Annotated in this window: 9 protein-coding genes; 5 read left to right on the top strand and 4 right to left on the bottom strand. The window is 63.7% G+C overall.

What is annotated here, in order from left to right:
* The first annotated feature begins 218 nt into the window (after positions 1 to 218).
* Complete coding sequence (locus OIS53_RS02555) at positions 219 to 3,842, top strand: malectin domain-containing carbohydrate-binding protein (protein ID WP_264680822.1); 3,624 nt, start codon at positions 219 to 221, stop codon at positions 3,840 to 3,842.
* A gap of 111 nt (positions 3,843 to 3,953) precedes the next feature.
* Here the strand turns inward: OIS53_RS02555 and OIS53_RS02550 are convergent, their stop codons facing one another.
* Both OIS53_RS02550 and OIS53_RS02545 read right to left on the bottom strand, forming a co-directional pair.
* A complete protein-coding gene (locus tag OIS53_RS02550) occupies positions 3,954 to 4,718 on the bottom strand; it encodes a LytR/AlgR family response regulator transcription factor (protein ID WP_264680821.1) in 765 nt (254 codons plus the stop codon).
* A gap of 42 nt (positions 4,719 to 4,760) precedes the next feature.
* Positions 4,761 to 6,890, bottom strand: a complete 2,130-nt coding sequence (locus tag OIS53_RS02545) for a tetratricopeptide repeat protein (protein ID WP_264680820.1) — start codon at positions 6,888 to 6,890, stop codon at positions 4,761 to 4,763.
* A gap of 167 nt (positions 6,891 to 7,057) precedes the next feature.
* Here OIS53_RS02545 and OIS53_RS02540 point away from each other — a divergent pair, with 167 nt between their 5' ends.
* Positions 7,058 to 7,660 carry a hypothetical protein gene (locus OIS53_RS02540; protein ID WP_264680819.1) on the top strand — a complete coding sequence of 201 codons (603 nt, stop codon included), beginning with the start codon at positions 7,058 to 7,060 and terminating at the stop codon, positions 7,658 to 7,660.
* Positions 7,661 to 7,885: 225 nt separating this feature from the next.
* Here the strand turns inward: OIS53_RS02540 and miaA are convergent, their stop codons facing one another.
* Together miaA and OIS53_RS02530 are read right to left on the bottom strand one after the other, a co-directional pair.
* On the bottom strand, positions 7,886 to 8,785 hold the full coding sequence (miaA, locus tag OIS53_RS02535) for a tRNA (adenosine(37)-N6)-dimethylallyltransferase MiaA (protein ID WP_264680818.1): 900 nt from the start codon (positions 8,783 to 8,785) through the stop codon (positions 7,886 to 7,888).
* A gap of 252 nt (positions 8,786 to 9,037) precedes the next feature.
* The gene (locus OIS53_RS02530; RefSeq protein ID WP_264680817.1) at positions 9,038 to 10,159 is read right to left on the bottom strand and encodes a glycosyltransferase; all 1,122 of its coding nucleotides are present in this window, start codon (positions 10,157 to 10,159) and stop codon (positions 9,038 to 9,040) included.
* Positions 10,160 to 10,272: 113 nt separating this feature from the next.
* Between OIS53_RS02530 and OIS53_RS02525 the strand changes: the two genes are divergently transcribed.
* The 3 genes from OIS53_RS02525 (at position 10,273) to OIS53_RS02515 (ending at position 15,781) form a co-directional block, all read left to right on the top strand.
* The gene (locus OIS53_RS02525) at positions 10,273 to 14,427 is read left to right on the top strand and encodes a PAS domain S-box protein (RefSeq protein ID WP_264680816.1); all 4,155 of its coding nucleotides are present in this window, start codon (positions 10,273 to 10,275) and stop codon (positions 14,425 to 14,427) included.
* Between the two features lie 97 nt (positions 14,428 to 14,524).
* Complete coding sequence (locus tag OIS53_RS02520; RefSeq protein ID WP_264680815.1) at positions 14,525 to 14,902, top strand: response regulator; 378 nt, start codon at positions 14,525 to 14,527, stop codon at positions 14,900 to 14,902.
* 108 nt (positions 14,903 to 15,010) lie between these two features.
* On the top strand, positions 15,011 to 15,781 hold the full coding sequence (locus OIS53_RS02515; RefSeq protein ID WP_264680814.1) for an MBL fold metallo-hydrolase: 771 nt from the start codon (positions 15,011 to 15,013) through the stop codon (positions 15,779 to 15,781).
* The last annotated feature ends 4 nt before the right edge of the window (positions 15,782 to 15,785 follow it).

Genomic DNA, 15,785 nt, shown 5'->3' with positions numbered 1-15,785 from the left:
GACCTAGGGCCGGCGGGCAAGGCGGCTGCGGGTGCTGTTTGCTGAAAACCCGGCCGCGGCGGCGGGTCAGGCAACACCTATTGCCACCAGTATTCTGGTTGTTCATCCAACTCGTCTTGTCGTTGGGCGTGCTACGCATCTTTCAAGATTGCCATTGGACGCGGAAAAAGCCTATTTCGGGCTCCTTCTTTTCCTCACCATCCAACCCTCTTGTTTGTATGCCAGACATTTTCCACGGTTTAAAAATGGCGGCCTTGGGGGCGCTGTGCCTGACCTCGGGCACGCTCTGGGCCCAGGGCAACGGCAACGACGCCGACCTGACCGACTTTGCCGATGCCCCGGCCGGCGACAGCACCGTAACCATCAAAGCCACCAGCTACGCCATTCCCGGCAGCGGAGTGGTGCGCTACTTCAGTCCCAGCGGCAACAACGACACGGGCACGGGCGCGGCCGATAAGCCGTGGCGCACGCTCACGCAGGAGCTGGTCAGCAACAACACCAAGATTCCGGCCGGCGCTACGCTCATCTTTGAAGAAGGCCGCTACCCCGTGGATAGTGTGCGCGTGAACAAGGCCCTGACCTTGCAGCCCCGGCCCGGCAAAAAAGCCTGGCTGGTGGGCAGCCACATGTTGCCCGATGCCCACTGGGAACGGGTGGGCACCAGCAACGTGTGGCGCACCAAAGCCTCTACTCCCTGGACGGTGAAGCTACCGAATGTGCTGGACGACCCCAATGGCAAGAGGACCATCATCGGGGGGTGTGCCGACGGCAGCACCAGCAGCAACCATACCACTTGCCCGCCCACGGCCGAAACCCGCCTGGCTGGCTACCGCGACCAGGTGTTCGTCAACGACAAGCCCCTCAAGCAGGTGCTGACCCAGGCGGCCGTTAGTGCCGGCGAGTTTTACGTGGACTATGCTACCAAGCGCATCTACATCGGGGTGAATCCGGTGGGCAAGCGGGTGGAGGCTACGGCTTTCAACAACGGCCTGATTGTGAATACGCCGGGCATGGAAGACAACCAGCGCATTGTGGTGCGCGGGCTGGGCTTCCGCAACTATGCCTCGTCGGCCCTGCGCTCAGGCAAGGGTAACCTGCTGGTGGAGAACTGCACCTTTGCCTGGGGCTCGACTGAGGGTGCTACCATTGGGGGCAGCATCACCGATGTGGTGGTGAGAGGCAACACGTTTGCCTACAACGGCCGCCTGGGCCTAAGCATGGCCCTGGGCCCGGTGGCCAACCAACTGCTAACCAACGCCTTGATTGAAGGCAACACCTTTAGCTTCAACAACCACGAGGGATTTGCGCAGTACTGGTCGGCGGGCGGGCTGAAGCTGATTCACTACGACGACGTAACGATTCGCAATAACCTGTTCGACAGCAACTATGGCACGGGCCTGTGGCTGGACCTGGACGTGGAGCGCGTAACGGTGGTAAACAACATTGCCCGCTACAACAAGAGCATCGGCCTGTTTTATGAAGTGTCGCGCGGGGGGCTGTTTGCCGGCAACGTGGTGTACGGCAACGGCGCGGGCATCAAAATCAGCGGCTCCTCGGGCGTGGGCATTTTCAACAACACGCTGGTGGAGAACAGCGTCAACCTGGACATCTCCGACTACAACCGCCTCAACAACGACCCGGAGGTACCCCAGGCCGTGCGCGACGCCGAAATAGCCCGCGGCATTCTGTATGAAACCTACGAGGTAACGGTCAGGAACAACGTGCTGGCCAACGGGAAAAAGGCCAACTTGTCGGTGTCGCAGAGCCTGAGCAGCCCCGAAAAGGGCGTGATGGTGGACCCCGGCGACTTGAACCACAACCTCTACCTGCGCTGGTCGGCCCAGGTGGCGCCCACCTCCACCTCGGCGGGCAAGTACTACATGGTACACTGGAACAACCTGGGCTCGGTGCCCAAAAACGGCCCCAACCTGAAGTACGCCACCCTGGCGGCATTTAAGAACGTGGTGAACCCCGACGGCGCCACCGCCGCCACGGGCTTCGAGGTGAACAGCACGGAGCTGGTGAAAACTGCGGCTACGGGGTTCTTTGAAAACCCGGCCGCCGAAAACTACCAGCTCAAGCCCTGCGGCAACGGCTGGACCCTGCCCGCCGTGGCTCCGCTCACGAGCAACGTGGTGGTGGCCGCGGCCCAGGGCTCGGCCCCGGCCTTCACCTTCACCCCTACCGAGTACCGCACGGCTCTGGGCCTGGCCACCGGGGCCACCCTGCGCATGGGCGCCGACCAAACGCCCTGCGTGCAGGTGCAGCCCCAGACCGTGACGTTCACCACCACCTTCACTAACCGGGTAGTGGGCCAGAACGTGACGCTGGCCACCAGCAGCACCGGCAACGCCGACCAGGCCGTGACCTACAGCCTGGTGAACACGCCCGCCACGGTGGCTACGCTGTCGGGTAATATCCTCTCGCTCAAGGGTGTGGGCAACGTAACGGTGAAGGCCAGCAAAGCCGGCAACGCTTCGTACGCCGCCGCTACTACGGAAGCCACCTTTGCCGTGGGCCAGGGCACGCCCGTGCTGACGCTGGCGGCCCCGCCCAACAAAACCTTCGGCGACGACGCCCTGACCCTGCAAGCCACCAGCACCGTGCCGGCCCTGCCCATCACCTACAGCCTGGTAAACACCCCGGCCACAGTGGCTACCCTGGCCGGCAACGTGCTGACGCTGACGGGAGCCGGCACCGTGACGGTTCGGGCCGCCCAACCCGGCAACGCCAACTACGTGGCTGCCGCCCCCGTGGACCGGACCTTTACGGTAGCTAAAGCCGCGCAAACCATTACGTTTGCCGCTCCGGCCGACCAAACCTACACCGCCGGCGCTACCTTCGTCCTGACGGCCAGCACCTCGGCCGGTACGGGCGTTCCGGTGAGTTTTGCCGTTGTATCGGGGCCAGCCACGGTAGCCGGCAACACGCTTACCCTCACGGGCGTAGGCCGGGTAACCGTGCGGGCCAGCCAGGCCGGCACTGCCAACTACCAAGCCGCGGCGGCGGTAGAACGTTCTTTCGTGGCGCGCGGCGTGGCCCTGGCCCTGAACGCGGGCGGAGCCGCCTACACGTCTTCCACCAGCGGCATTGCCTACCAAGCGGAAGGCAGCTACGTGAGTGGCGGCACCGTGCTGGACCGGCCCACGCGCACCATTACCGGCACCTCCGACAACCGCCTGTACCAGACTGAGCGGTACGGCGACTTCAGCTACGCCCTCCCTCTGGAAGATGGTACCTACCAGGTGGAGCTGCAATTTGCGGAGTTGTACTTCCCGGTGAGCGGTACGACGGGCGCCAACCAGCGCCTGTTCGATGTGCTGCTCGAAGGCGGCGTGGTGCTGGACAACCTGGACATCTTCACCCAGGCTGGCGGAGCCAACAAAGCCCTGACCCGCACCTTTACGCTGCCCGTCACCGACGGCACGCTGAACCTGCAATTCCGCTCCGAAGCCGGCAAAAACTCCCCGCAACTCTGCGGCCTGGTGGTGCGGCGCGTGTCGGCCGGCACTGCGGCGGCCAGCGCCGCCAGCTTCCGGGCAGCCGAGCCGGAGGCCACCCCCGCCCCGCAGCCGGCGGCGCCGGCCACCCCGGCTACGCTGAGCGTGTTCCCCAACCCCAACCACGGCGACGCCACGCTGGAGCTGAAAGCGGAGAAGGCACAAAGTGCGCAGGTGTACATCTACAACAGCCAGGGCGGGCTGGTGAACTTGTTCACCGTGCGCATGCAGCCCGGCACTACCCATTTCCATCTGCCCACTCGCTTGGCTCCTGGCACCATTTACCACGTGCAAACCCGAATCGACGGCCAACTCCTACGCTTCCCCGTCGAAGTACAGTAAACGGCCTGGCCGATAGCGGCTCTTAAAAAAGCCCCCTGCGCCTAGTGGTGCAGGGGGCTTTTGGTTGTGGAGAGTGGAAGCCGCCCGAAAACTAGTAGCGTAGGCAGGGCGCTACGCCGGGCTGGTACCCAGCAGGTTGAGGCGGCTCATCAAATCGGCCTGGTAGGCCCGGCCCACGGGAATGGACTTGTCGCCGATGCGCACACCCTGGGCGTCGAGGGCCGTAATCTGGCTCAGGGCCACGATGTAGGACTTGTGGATGCGCACGAAGTCGGTGGCGGGCAGGCGGTCCTCAATCAGCTTGAGCGGGGAGCTGACCGTGTATTTGGAATCGGCCGTGAATAAAGACGTATAGTTGCCGTCGGCTTGCAGCCAGAGCAGCTCCGTGAAGCTAACCTTGGTGAGCTGCCGCCGGTCGCGCACGAAGATGCTGTCGTGCACGGCCGTTGCGGCAAGGGGGGCGGCGTCCGCGGGTTTGGCGGGGGCCGGAGCGGCTTGCTCGTCGGCGAAGGCGGTGAAGGCCAGCTCCAGGGTCACGTACACCTCCTGCTCGTTGAAGGGCTTGATGAGGTAGCCGTAGGGGCGGGTTTGCTTGGCCCGGGCCACGGTAGCCGCATCGGCCAGGGAAGTTACAAATACGAAGGGCACGGCGTGCTCGGCGCGCAGGCGGCCGGCCAGGTCGATGCCGTCCAGCTCCCCGCGCAGCATCACGTCAATCAGCAGCAAGTCGGGCTGGTGCTGGCGGAGCAGCTCCAGGGCCTGGGAGGCGCGTGTGGCGTGGGCTACCACCTCGTAGCCCAGGCGCTGCAACAAGCTGCGCAGGTGCTGGGCAATAATTACTTCGTCTTCAACAATGAGAATACGGCGAGCAGACATAACCAGGGTTTCGGCGGGAAAGGCAGAACGGAAGAACGAAAATCAGCGGGGCAGCTCGGTTTCGGCTTGCTCGCGGAAGCGAATAAGAAACCGCGCCCCGGCCGCCGTGTTTTGGATGTGCAGCGAGCCTTCCAGCTGCTCGGCCAAGCTGTTCACCAGGCGCAGCCCCAGCGACGAAGCCCGCTCCAGGCAGAAGCCGGGAGGCAGGCCGGGGCCGTTGTCGCTGACGGTCAGCTGGTGGTAGCCCGGCGCTAAGGTGCCCAGCTCCAGGCGCAGGTGGCCGGGGCGGCCATCGGCAAAGGCGTGGGTAATGGCGTTGATAATCAATTCATTCACGATGAGTCCCAGGGGCACGGCCGTGCTGGTGTTGAGCACGGCGCCGGCGGCGGCTACCTCGTAGGTTACGGCGCCGCGCGGCGCCCAGTGTTGCACCAGAGTGGCCGTCAGGCGGGCCAGCAGCTCCTGCGAGCCAACGCTGCTCAGGTCGTCGGACTGGTAGAGCATTTCGTGAATCAGGGCAATAGACCGAATCCAGCTCTGCCCCTCCTGCAAGGCAGCCACCACGGGCGGCTCCCCCTCCTGCTCCTGGGCTTGCAGGGCCAGCAGGCTGGAAATAATCTGGAGGTTGTTTTTGACGCGGTGGTGCACTTCTTTCAGCAGCACTTCTTTCTCGCCCAGGGACTTGCGCAGCTGCTGCTGGGTGCGCGTGAGTTCGAGGTTGTTGGCGGCCAGTTCAGCTTTTTTGACTTGGAGCAGGCGGTAGCGCCGGTAGGAAATAATGCTCACCAGCACGGCCAGCACCAGACCCGTGCCCAAGCCGTTGCGCACCCAGCGCTGCAAGCGGGCTTCGGACCGTTGCAGGGCGGCGTTGCGGCGCAGCAGCCGGAGCTGGGCCTGGTTTTGCTGGGTTTCGTAGCGGGTTTGCAGCTCGGCCAGCTTCTGGGCTTTCTCCTGGCTGTGCAGGCTGTCCTGTAGCTGCTGGTAGCGGCGCTGGTAGGCGTAGGCCGCCGCAAAGTCGTTGCGCTGGGCGCTGATTTGGGCCAGCTGGCTTACGGCGCGGGTTAGTCCCTGCTTCAGGCCGTGCTGCTGGGCCAGGCGCTGGGCCTGCCGGGCGTAGAGTGCGGCCAGGGCCAGCTGCTGGGTGCGCTGGTAGCTGCCGGCCATGTCGCTCAGGGTAGACACCAGCATGTCCGGTATGTTCTTCTTCCGGAACGTTTCCTTGGCCTGCCACTGCTGCCGCAGCGCCCGAGCATAGTTGCCCTGCCGGGCATACACATTCCCCAGGTTCAGCCGCATCACTGCCGCGGCAAACCAGTCGGCCCGCTTTTCATTGAAGCGCAAGCACTCCAGCAAGTGCTGCTCGGCCAAGGCATACTTGCCCTGGTTGCTGTACATCACGCCCAGGTTGCCTATTGCCGCGGCCCGGGCCCCGGCGTCGCCGCTGGTCTGATGCAGGCGCAGGGCCCGCTGCACGCAGGCAATGGCGCGGGGCAAGTCCTTCTGCTCCTGATAAATGCCCGACATGTTCGACAGAATCTGGGCCGTCGTCTTGGTCAGGTGGTGCTTCTCGGCCAGGCGCAGGCTTATGGTTTGGTAGCGCAGGGCGGCCGGGTAATCATACTGGTCGTAATACAACAAGCCAATATTGGCGTAGCACTCCACCAGCTTCTGCTGGTCGCCGACTTGGCGACGCAGGCGCAGCTCCTGCTGGTAAGCAGCCAGGGCCTCCTGGTACAAGCTGATTTCGGCATAGGTGTGGCCGAGGCGGCGGTAGCAGAAGGCTTCCTCAGCGGGCTGCTTCAGCTTTTGGTAAACGGCTAGGGCCTGCCAATAGGCGTCCAGCGCCTTGGGCTGCTGCCCGCTGTTGCGGTAGGCCACGGCCACTGCTACCAGGCATTGGGCCTCCAGGGTGTCACCGGGGGTGTAGCGGCGGGCCAGCGCGTAGGCTTGCTGCGCCTGCCCCAGAGCCGTAGCCGAGTCGGCGGCGGCCAAGGCCTCGCTCAGGCGCAGCAGGGCTTGTATCCGGGCCCGGCCGGCCGGGGCCTTGCGCACCACCATTCGCAGGCTATCCAGCTGCCGCGTAGCGGGCTGGGCGGAGGCGCCAGCCGGATTGGGCCAGAGCAGTCCGGCGCTTAGCCAAAGTGCGACATACAAGATGGAGCGTCGAAACATGTTCAAACATACCCAAGGAATACAATTGAATCCGCTCGGCTAGATAAGTATAGGCCCGCTTCACGAAGCAGGCGGGATAAGGTGGAAATTTCCTTCCGAAGAACAAGTCATTCTAAATAAATTTTCATTTTTACAGCATTCATCCATCCTTCTTTATTATCCTGCTTATGTCCCGACTTATCCTTCTCACTTTGGGCACCTTGCTAGTCTCCCCGGTGTGCCGGGCGCAAACGGAGCCGAAGCCGGCGGGCCACCACCGGCCGGCCCTGTTCCGGCTGGGTGTGGGCAACTCTCTCAATGGCTCCGGCGACTATCCCGTGCTCAAGGTTTCGGCGGAGTACGCCCCGCAGTTTGGGCAGCACCTGCGCCTGGGCTCCCGGCTGGCCTACATTGGCAGCTCGGAGCCGTATGAGTTTGGCTACGGCTACACGATTCCCCAATCGTACCGGGCCCTGAACCTGGAGCAGGAGGTGTACTGGCTTCCTTTCCGGACTGGCAAAACCGTAGAGTTCAGCGTGGGTGGCGGTGGGTTTGTTGGGTACGCTCACCAGAAGAGCTTCCAGTGGGCCAGCCTCGATGCAAACAGGGTGTTTACCTATAAGGCCTACCGGGAGCGGGGCTTCCACGTGGGCTACATTGCCTCCCTTAATCTGGACTTCGCCCTCACGCCCGACCGCACCTGGCGCTTGGGCGGCCGCCTGGCCCTCCAAAACGACACCCGCGCCAACATCCTGCCCGGCGGCCAGTTTCAGCTCAGCCGAGCGTGGTGAAATGAGTGAATGAGTGAATGAGTGAATGAGTGAATGCATAGCCCCAGCGGGGCGGCATATCGGTAGAGAACCAACCTGCGTGCTACACCCAAGCCCCAGCGGGGCGTCACCATCGTCTGCGGACGGCTGTGTCGCCCCGCTAGGGCATTGAACATACAGTACCCGCTGATTTCTACCGATATGCCGCCCCTCCGGGGCTACGCATTCACTCATCTACTCATTCGCTCATTCACTCATTTCCCCCGGATGCAGCCACTGGTAGTGCGGGTCGCGGCGGAGCCAGGTGAGCTGGCGCTTGGCGTAGCGGCGGGAGTTGCGCTTGAGCAGGCGCACGGCTTCGGCGTAGTCGTAGTGGCCGTCGAAGTAGTCGAACAGCTCCTGGTAACCCACGGTCTGGAGGGCGTTGTGCTGGCGGTAGGGCAGCAGGGCGCGGGCTTCGGCTTCGAGACCCTGGGCCAGCATGAGGTCCATGCGCTGGTCGATGCGCTGGTACAGCTCGTCCCGGTCGCGGGTGAGGGCCAGCTTGCGGATGCGAAACGGACGCGGAGCCGCCGGCCGGGCCTGATGAAACGAGCTGAACTGCTGCCCCGTGGCCCGGCAGATTTCCAGGGCCCGCAGCACCCGCTGGGGGTTTTGCCGGTCGATGCGGGCGTGGGTCACGGGGTCGAGGCGGGCCAGCTCCGCTACCAGCGGCTCCAGCCCCGCGGCGACCAGCTCCTGGTGCAGCTGCTCCCGAAACTGGGGCGGGGCGGCCGGCATCTCATCAAACCCCTCCGTTACGGCCTGCAAGTACAGCCCCGACCCACCCGTGAGAATCACCACCCGGTGGCGCCGAAACAGCTTTTCCAGCAGGGCCAGGGCGTCCTGCTCAAAACGCCCGGCGTTGTACTCCTCCCGGATGCTGTGCGAGTTGATGAAGTGGTGCGGCACGCCCTGCATTTCCTCCACCGTGGGCTTGGCCGTGCCGATGTTCAGCTCCCGGTAAAACTGCCGCGAGTCGGCCGACACCACTTCGGTGCCCAGCTCCTGCGCCAGCCGCACGCACAGCGCCGTTTTGCCCACGGCCGTCGGCCCACTAATGACCAGCAGCGTAGGTTCGGTAGCAGCGGCAAGTTCGGAGAGCATATGATGAACGAGTGGATGAAGGCGTGCAAAGATACTGGCATCCTTACCTGGCATCCGTGCAGCACAGCCGGCGAGAGTTGTTGGTACAGCTGTAGCCCGCAGAGGACGCGGAAGTTTGCGCAGAAGGCGCAGAGCTGTTCTTTCGCTAGTTGTTCTCCTGTGAAAAGTGCCCTTCCACACGGGCCTGGTGCGCCACCTGCTCAGGATAACAGAACGTTAACTAAGTCCCTAAGCCCCTAAGACCCTAAGTCCCTATCTCACCACCTCCCCATACAGCGCCAGCAACACCCGCTCCTCCTGCTCCCAGTGCAGGTGGTGGCGGGCGTGGCGGCAGTTGTCGCGGAGCTGCTGGTAGCGGGCCTCGTCGCCGCCGGGCAGCAGGCGGTTCAGGGCCTGGGCCAGGGTGGCGGGGCGCAGGTCGGGCACAAGGTCGGCTACGTCGTACTGGTCGTTGAGGGCGCGGTACTCGGGGAAGTCAATCGTGACCTGGGGCACTCCGGCGTGCAGGTAGTCGAAAAACTTGTTGGCCAAGGAGTAATAGTAGCTCAGGCCTTGGTTTTCGAGCAGCATCACCCCCACCCTGGCCCGGCGCGTGAGCCGGCGCAGGTCCGGGGGCAGCACGTAGCCCCGAAACTCCACCTGCCCCGAAGCCAGCAGCCCTAGCGCCGCCGCCCGCTCCCGCAGCGCCCAGGATAAGTCGCCCTCCCCGCACAGCACCAGGCGCCCCCGCACCTGGGGCATGGCCTCCAGCAAGGCCTCCAGCCCCCGCCCGGCGTTCAAAGCGCCCTGGTACAAAATCAGCAAGTCGTCTTTACCTTCTCTGTCCGCCGCCACCGGCTCATCATCAGGAGCCAGCCGGCTGATGTTGCGCACCACGGCAAAGGGGCGGCCGTAACGCTGCTCGAATACGCGAGCCAGGGCCGGGCCCACGGTGTAGGCCCGCGCGGCGCGGGGCACCACAAAGGCTTCTACCCAGCGCCACACCCGCTGCACGGCGGGCCGAGCCACCACTTCGGGCACTTCCGTGAACAGCTCGTGGGCGTCGTACACGAACGGCTGCCCGCCCAGGCGGGCCCGCAGCCACACGGGCAGGGCCGTGTCGAGGTCGATGGCGCACCAGGCCGCCGCCCGCTGGCCCAGCAGGAACACCAGCAGGCGCAAGCTAAACTCCAGGTAAAACAGCTTGCCCCGGCGAAACCAGCAGCGCAGGCGGTGTTGTTGGTAGGGCTGTGCCGACAAGCCTTCCGACTGCGGCCACTCCCGCCCCACCAGCAGCACCCCGTAGCCCGCCGCCGCCAACGACCCGCAGATGCGCTGCATGCGCTGGTCGTAGTTGAGGTCGGTGGTAACGGCGAAAATGAGGCGGGGCGGCACGGCGCGGAATTAATTGCCGGGCCGGGCCGGGCGTAGTTTCGGGAATTGTTGCCAAATTTAACAACTTCATCCGGGGCCGCACCCGTCTTGCGCGGCTTCCGTACTTGGTTTCCATGAGTAGTTCTTCCCCTATTTCGGCCCCAGCGCCAGTACATGGCTCCAGCCTCCCGGCCGACGTGTATCGCTCCTTGTTTGAGCAGTCGTACGACGCCCTGCTGCTCTACGACGCCACCGGCACCCTGCTCGACTGCAACCACCGGGCCGTGCAGTACCTGGGCACCACCCGCCCCATGCTGCTGGGCACCGGGCCCATGGCCTTCGCCATCCACCCCGAGCCTGCCGCCCCCCACCAGCTCAGCACCGACCTGCACCTGCGCGAGCAGCTGCTACTGTGCGTGCAGAGCGGGCAGCCGGCCTCGTTCCGCTGGAGCGGGCACCGCCCCGATGGCCTCGGACTCGAAGCGTGGGCGACCCTGCACCGCCTGGGCAGTGAGGACGTGCCGCTGGTATTGCTGAGCCTGCGCGACATCAACCAGTTTGTGCCCACCGTAGACGTGGCCGTGGCCAGCCAGGCGCCCTCCCCGGCCAACCTGGCCGACTTTTCGCGCCGGCAGTTTCGCGACGTGCTGAGCCGGGCCGGCATGTGCTACCTGCTCCTGGACCGGGAAGGCAAGATCCAGGACGTCAACGACTACTTCTGCGAGCTGACCGGCCGGCCGGCCCACACGCTCTACGGGCAGGAGTACTTTGGCTTGTTTGCGCCCCTGCCCGAGCAGGAGCCCCGGCGCTACGCCTTCCAGCGGGCCATGGAGCAGGAGCAGTTGCAGGACTTTTTTGAACGGTCGCTGCTGACCAGCTCGGGCCAGTCGCGCGCGTTTTTCTGGCACTCCGAGTTTGAGCGCGACGCCGCCGGCGACATCGTGGGCATCCTGTTCGTGGGGCGCGACATCACCGACAAGCAGGTGGCCGTGCGCGCCCTCACCGACAACCGCAACCGCCTCCAGGACTTCCTCGACAACGCCCACGACCTGATTCAGAACCTGAGCATCGACAACCACTTCTTGTTCGTGAACAAGGCCTGGAAGGAAAAGCTGGGCTACGACGACGACGACCTGCCCCACATCACCCTCTCCGACGTGGTGCACCCCTACTACAAGGCCAAGCTGCTCTACCAGCTGCGCAACCTCTACAAGGGCGAGAAGGTGAATAAGCTGGAAACCGTGTTCCTGACCAAGTCGGGCAAGCCGGTGCACCTGATTGGGAGCATCTCTTGCTCCTGGCAGGACAACGAGCCGGTGAGCACCCGCGCCATTCTGCACGACATCACCGACCGCATCAAGGCTGAGCGCCTGCAGAAGGTCTACTACAGCATTGCCAACCTGGCCATCAGCTCCAAAGACCTGCACTCCCTGTACGGGGCCATCCACCGGGAGCTGAGCAAAATCATCGAAACCAATAACTTCTACATCGCCCTCTGCGACGAGGCCCGCACCCAGCTCCAGTTTGCCTACTTCGTCGACCAGAACTCCCAGGGCGACCAGAGCATGATGGCGCGGCCCTTTTCCTCGGGCGTGTCGGAGTACATCATCCGGACGGGGCGGCCCCAGTACCTGCTGCGGCAGGAGTTGCAGGAGCTGATTCAGAACGGCACCATCACGGCCTACGGGCTCATGCCGGAGGTGATGCTGTGCTCCCCGCTGAGCATCGGCGAGCGGATTATCGGGGTGATTGCCGTGCAGGACTACCAGAAGGCCGACGCCTACGCCGCCGCCGACATCGAGATTCTGCACTTTATCTCCAACCAGGTGGCCCTGGCCATTGAGCGCAAGCGCAATGAGGTGCAGATTCAGAAGCAGAATGCCCGCCTGAACGCCATCTTCGAGAGCGGCTCCCACCTGATGTGGAGCGTGGACACGCACTCGCGCCTGTCGTCGTTCAACCGCAACTACGCGGCCTACTTCCTGCGGCGCAACGGCGTGTACCCGGCCCTGAACGTGAACCTCTGGCAGGCCGACCTGGCCCTGATGGAGGAAGACGCCCGTGAAGCCTTCGTGGAAAACTACCGCCTGGCGTTTCAGGGGCATCCGCAGCGCTTTGAGGTGCGCCTGCGCGACGCCCGCGGCCAGGACACCTGGCGCGAAATCTACCTCAACCCCATCTACCTCGACGACGGCTCGTTCGAGGAGATTTCGGGCATTGCCCACGACATCACCGACCAGAAACGCTCCCAGCTGGAGCTGGAGGCCCAGGAAGAGAAGTTCCGCGCCATCTTCGAGTCGTTCCAGGACATCTACTACCGCACCGACGACCAGGGGCTGCTGACCATTGTAAGCCCCTCGGTGCAGGATGTGCTGGGCTATACTTCCGACGATGTGCTGGGCCGGCCCATGGTTGATTTCTACGCCGACCCCGCCGACCGGTCGGTGCTCTTGCAGGAGGTGCGCCAGCAGGGGGCGCTGCGCAACTTCGAGATGGCCATGCGCCACAAAGACGGCCACGCCGTGAGCGTGCTCATCAACGCCCGCGCCGTGTCGGGGCAGCTGTCGGGCACCGAGGGCATTGCTCGCGACATTACGGAGCTGAAGCAGATTCAGGACGACTTGCGCCAGGCCAAAGAGGCCGCCGAACAGGCTCTGGAAGCCAAAACGCTGTTCTTGGCCAACATGAGCCACGAGCTGCGCACGCCCATGAACGGCATCATCGGCATGATTGACTTGCTGCACCAGACGGTGGCCTCCGAGGAGCAGGAGGAGTATGTGGACACGCTGCGCAAGTCGTCGGATGCGCTGCTGGCCATTCTCAACGACATCCTGGACCTGTCGAAAATCCAGGCCGGCAAGCTCCAGCTCAACGAGGAGGGCATGGACCTGCACTACACCCTGGACAAAATTCACTCCCTGTTTGCCAACCGGGCCAGCCAGAAAAACCTGCGCTTCACTTACCACATCACGCCCCACACCCCGCGCTTCATCATCACCGACGAAACGCGCCTGCTCCAGATTCTGAGCAACCTGACTTCCAACGCCATTAAGTTTACCTCGCAGGGCACGGTGAGCATCATTGTGTCGTCGACGGTGACCGATGGGGAGGAACACACCCTGCGCTTTGCCGTGCAGGACTCCGGTATCGGCATCTCGGCCGATAACGAGAAGCTGCTGTTTACCAACTTCACCCAGCTCGACACTACGCCCACCAAGGCCTTTGGGGGCACGGGCCTGGGCCTGGCCATCAGCAAGCAGCTGGCCGAGCTGCTGGGCGGGCAGATTGGGGTGCTGTCGAACGAAGGCGACGGCTCGACGTTCTGGTTTACCATCCGCTGCCGCACTGCCCACAACGAGGAAGAGATTATCCAGGAGCGTCTCACGGCCCGGGAGCGGACCCCGGAAGTGGAACGGTTCGAGTCGGCCCCGCGGGTGCTGCTCGTCGACGACAACCCCATCAACCAGAAAGTAGCTACCCGCCTGCTCGACAAGCTGGGCTGCGAAATCGACGTGGCCTCCGACGGCTTCGAGGCCATCAGCCGGGCCACGGCCCCGCAGGCCCGCTACGACTTGATTTTCATGGACATCCAGATGCCGGAGATGGATGGCGTGACGGCCATGCAGGAAATCCGGCAACGCCTGGGCGCCGCCTGCCCGCCGGTGGTAGCCATGACGGCCTACTCCATGAAAGAGGACGCCGAGCGGTTTGTGCAGCAGGGCATGGACGACTACGTGTCGAAGCCCGTGAAAAGCCAGGACCTGTACTCGATTCTGCGCCGCTGGGCCATACCCCGCCCCGAAGACCCGGCCCCACCCGTTGCCGCAGCACCAGCCGCCACGCTGCCTACGGAAGTAATGCCGGCCCCCGCGCCAGCCGCCGAAACGCCGGCTACGGCCGCGCCTGAGGCGCCGCCCGCCGAAGCCGCGCCCACGGCTCCGGAGGCCGCCTGCATTGATACCGACGTGCTGGAGCAGCTGCGGCAGCTGGGCGGCAGCGACTTTGCGGCCCAGCTCTACACCGACTTTGAGCAGGAAGCCGGGCAAGTGCTGGCCGAAGCGGCAACGCTGGTGGCCGAAGGTCAATACGCGCAGATTTTACCACATTTGCACCAGTTAAAGGGTACGGGCTTTACGTTGGGTATTCAGAACCTGGCCGAAACTGCCAAAGCCCTGGAACACGACCTCAAACAAGGCCGTACCGAAACGGCGGAACAAGACTTTCAACACTTACTCGGCCACTTTGCCCACTTTAAGGCGGCTTATCCCACGGTTGTGCAAGCATCGTAGGTGTTTGCTTCAGCAGCGCATTTTTTCTTTCTTTTGTCCCTATTGCAGCTAGGCAACACAACCCTTCCCCTCTCATCACGCCACAACTCCTTACCTCATGTCTGATTCCAAGACGATTCTGATTGCGGAGGACAGCTCCGTTATTCTGAACCTGACTAAAAAAATTCTTGAGCTGCAGAAGTACCGTATCGTGTCGGCCAAAAACGGCGGCGAAGTCATCAAGCAGATTGAAAGCCAGCCCGTTGACTGCGTGCTGATGGACATCAATATTCCGGTGAAGGACGGCATGGAGTGCACCCGCGAAATCAGGGCCCACCAGGACCCGCGCATCGCCAAGATTCCCGTCATTGCCATTACCGGCAATGCCAACAACTACTCCATGGAGCAGTTCCGCGAAGCCGGCGTCACGGACTACCTCCCCAAACCCCTTGACTTCGACGCCCTCGTGCGCGTGGTGAAGCAGTATGTCGGATAGCGTAGAAGTGAGACTATGAGAGGTGAGAAGTGAGACACTGTTCTTTCTTATACTAAACCGTTGGAACGTAGTCTCACTTCTCACCTCTCATAGTCTCACTTCTAACACATGCAAATCACCTTCCTCGGCACGGGTACGTCGCAGGGTGTGCCCGTGATTGGGTGTGGCTGCGCCGTGTGCCGCTCCGTGGACTACCGCGACAAGCGCCTGCGCGTGTCGGTGCACCTGCACGTGCAGAACCGGAGCATCATCATCGACTCGGGTCCCGATTTTCGGCAGCAGGTGCTGCGGGAGCAAGTGCACCACCTCGACGCGCTGGTGTTTACGCACGAGCACAAAGACCACACCGCCGGCCTCGACGACATCCGGGCCTACAACTTCCGGCAGCAGCAGGACATGCCCGTGCACGCCGAGCCCCGCGTGCTCGACCAGCTGCGGCGCGAGTACGCCTACATCTTCTCGGAGCACAAGTACCCCGGCATCCCGCAGGTGCAGCTTCACCCCATCCTGAGCGACACGGCCGCCTTCGACGTGGCCGGCGTGGAGTTTCTGCCCATCCGGGCCCTGCACTACAAGCTGCCGGTGCTGGGCTTCCGCGTGGGCGGCTTCACCTACGTGACGGACGCCAACCACCTCTCGCCCGAGGCCCTGGAGCGGATGCGCGGCTCCGACATTATCGTGCTCAACGCCCTGCGCCACGAGAAGCACATTTCTCACTTTACCCTGCGCGAGGCCGTCGCCATTCTGGAAGACCTGGCTCCCCGCCAGGCCTACCTCACCCACATCAGCCACCAGCTCGGCCGCCACCGCGACATCGAGGCCGATTTGCCCAGCTTTATCCGGCTGGCGTATGACGGGCTGCGGGTGGAAATAAATTAGACCT

Source organism: Hymenobacter sp. YIM 151500-1, from assembly GCF_025979885.1.
Lineage (GTDB): Bacteria > Bacteroidota > Bacteroidia > Cytophagales > Hymenobacteraceae > Hymenobacter.
The sequence above is the reverse complement of the archived record's forward strand: the minus strand, read 5'-3'. Positions and strand labels throughout refer to the sequence as shown.

Bases quoted from the DNA above. Each gene is read 5' to 3' on its own strand.
- OIS53_RS02520 (WP_264680815.1), top strand. From the start codon at position 14,525: ATGTCTGATTCCAAGACGATTCTGATTGCGGAGGACAGCTCCGTTATT.
- OIS53_RS02525 (WP_264680816.1), top strand. From the start codon at position 10,273: ATGAGTAGTTCTTCCCCTATTTCGGCCCCAGCGCCAGTACATGGCTCC.
- OIS53_RS02550 (WP_264680821.1), bottom strand. From the start codon at position 4,718: ATGTCTGCTCGCCGTATTCTCATTGTTGAAGACGAAGTAATTATTGCC.
- OIS53_RS02555 (WP_264680822.1), top strand. From the start codon at position 219: ATGCCAGACATTTTCCACGGTTTAAAAATGGCGGCCTTGGGGGCGCTG.
- OIS53_RS02515 (WP_264680814.1), top strand. From the start codon at position 15,011: ATGCAAATCACCTTCCTCGGCACGGGTACGTCGCAGGGTGTGCCCGTG.
- OIS53_RS02540 (WP_264680819.1), top strand. From the start codon at position 7,058: ATGTCCCGACTTATCCTTCTCACTTTGGGCACCTTGCTAGTCTCCCCG.
- OIS53_RS02545 (WP_264680820.1), bottom strand. From the start codon at position 6,890: ATGTTTCGACGCTCCATCTTGTATGTCGCACTTTGGCTAAGCGCCGGA.
- miaA (WP_264680818.1), bottom strand. From the start codon at position 8,785: ATGCTCTCCGAACTTGCCGCTGCTACCGAACCTACGCTGCTGGTCATT.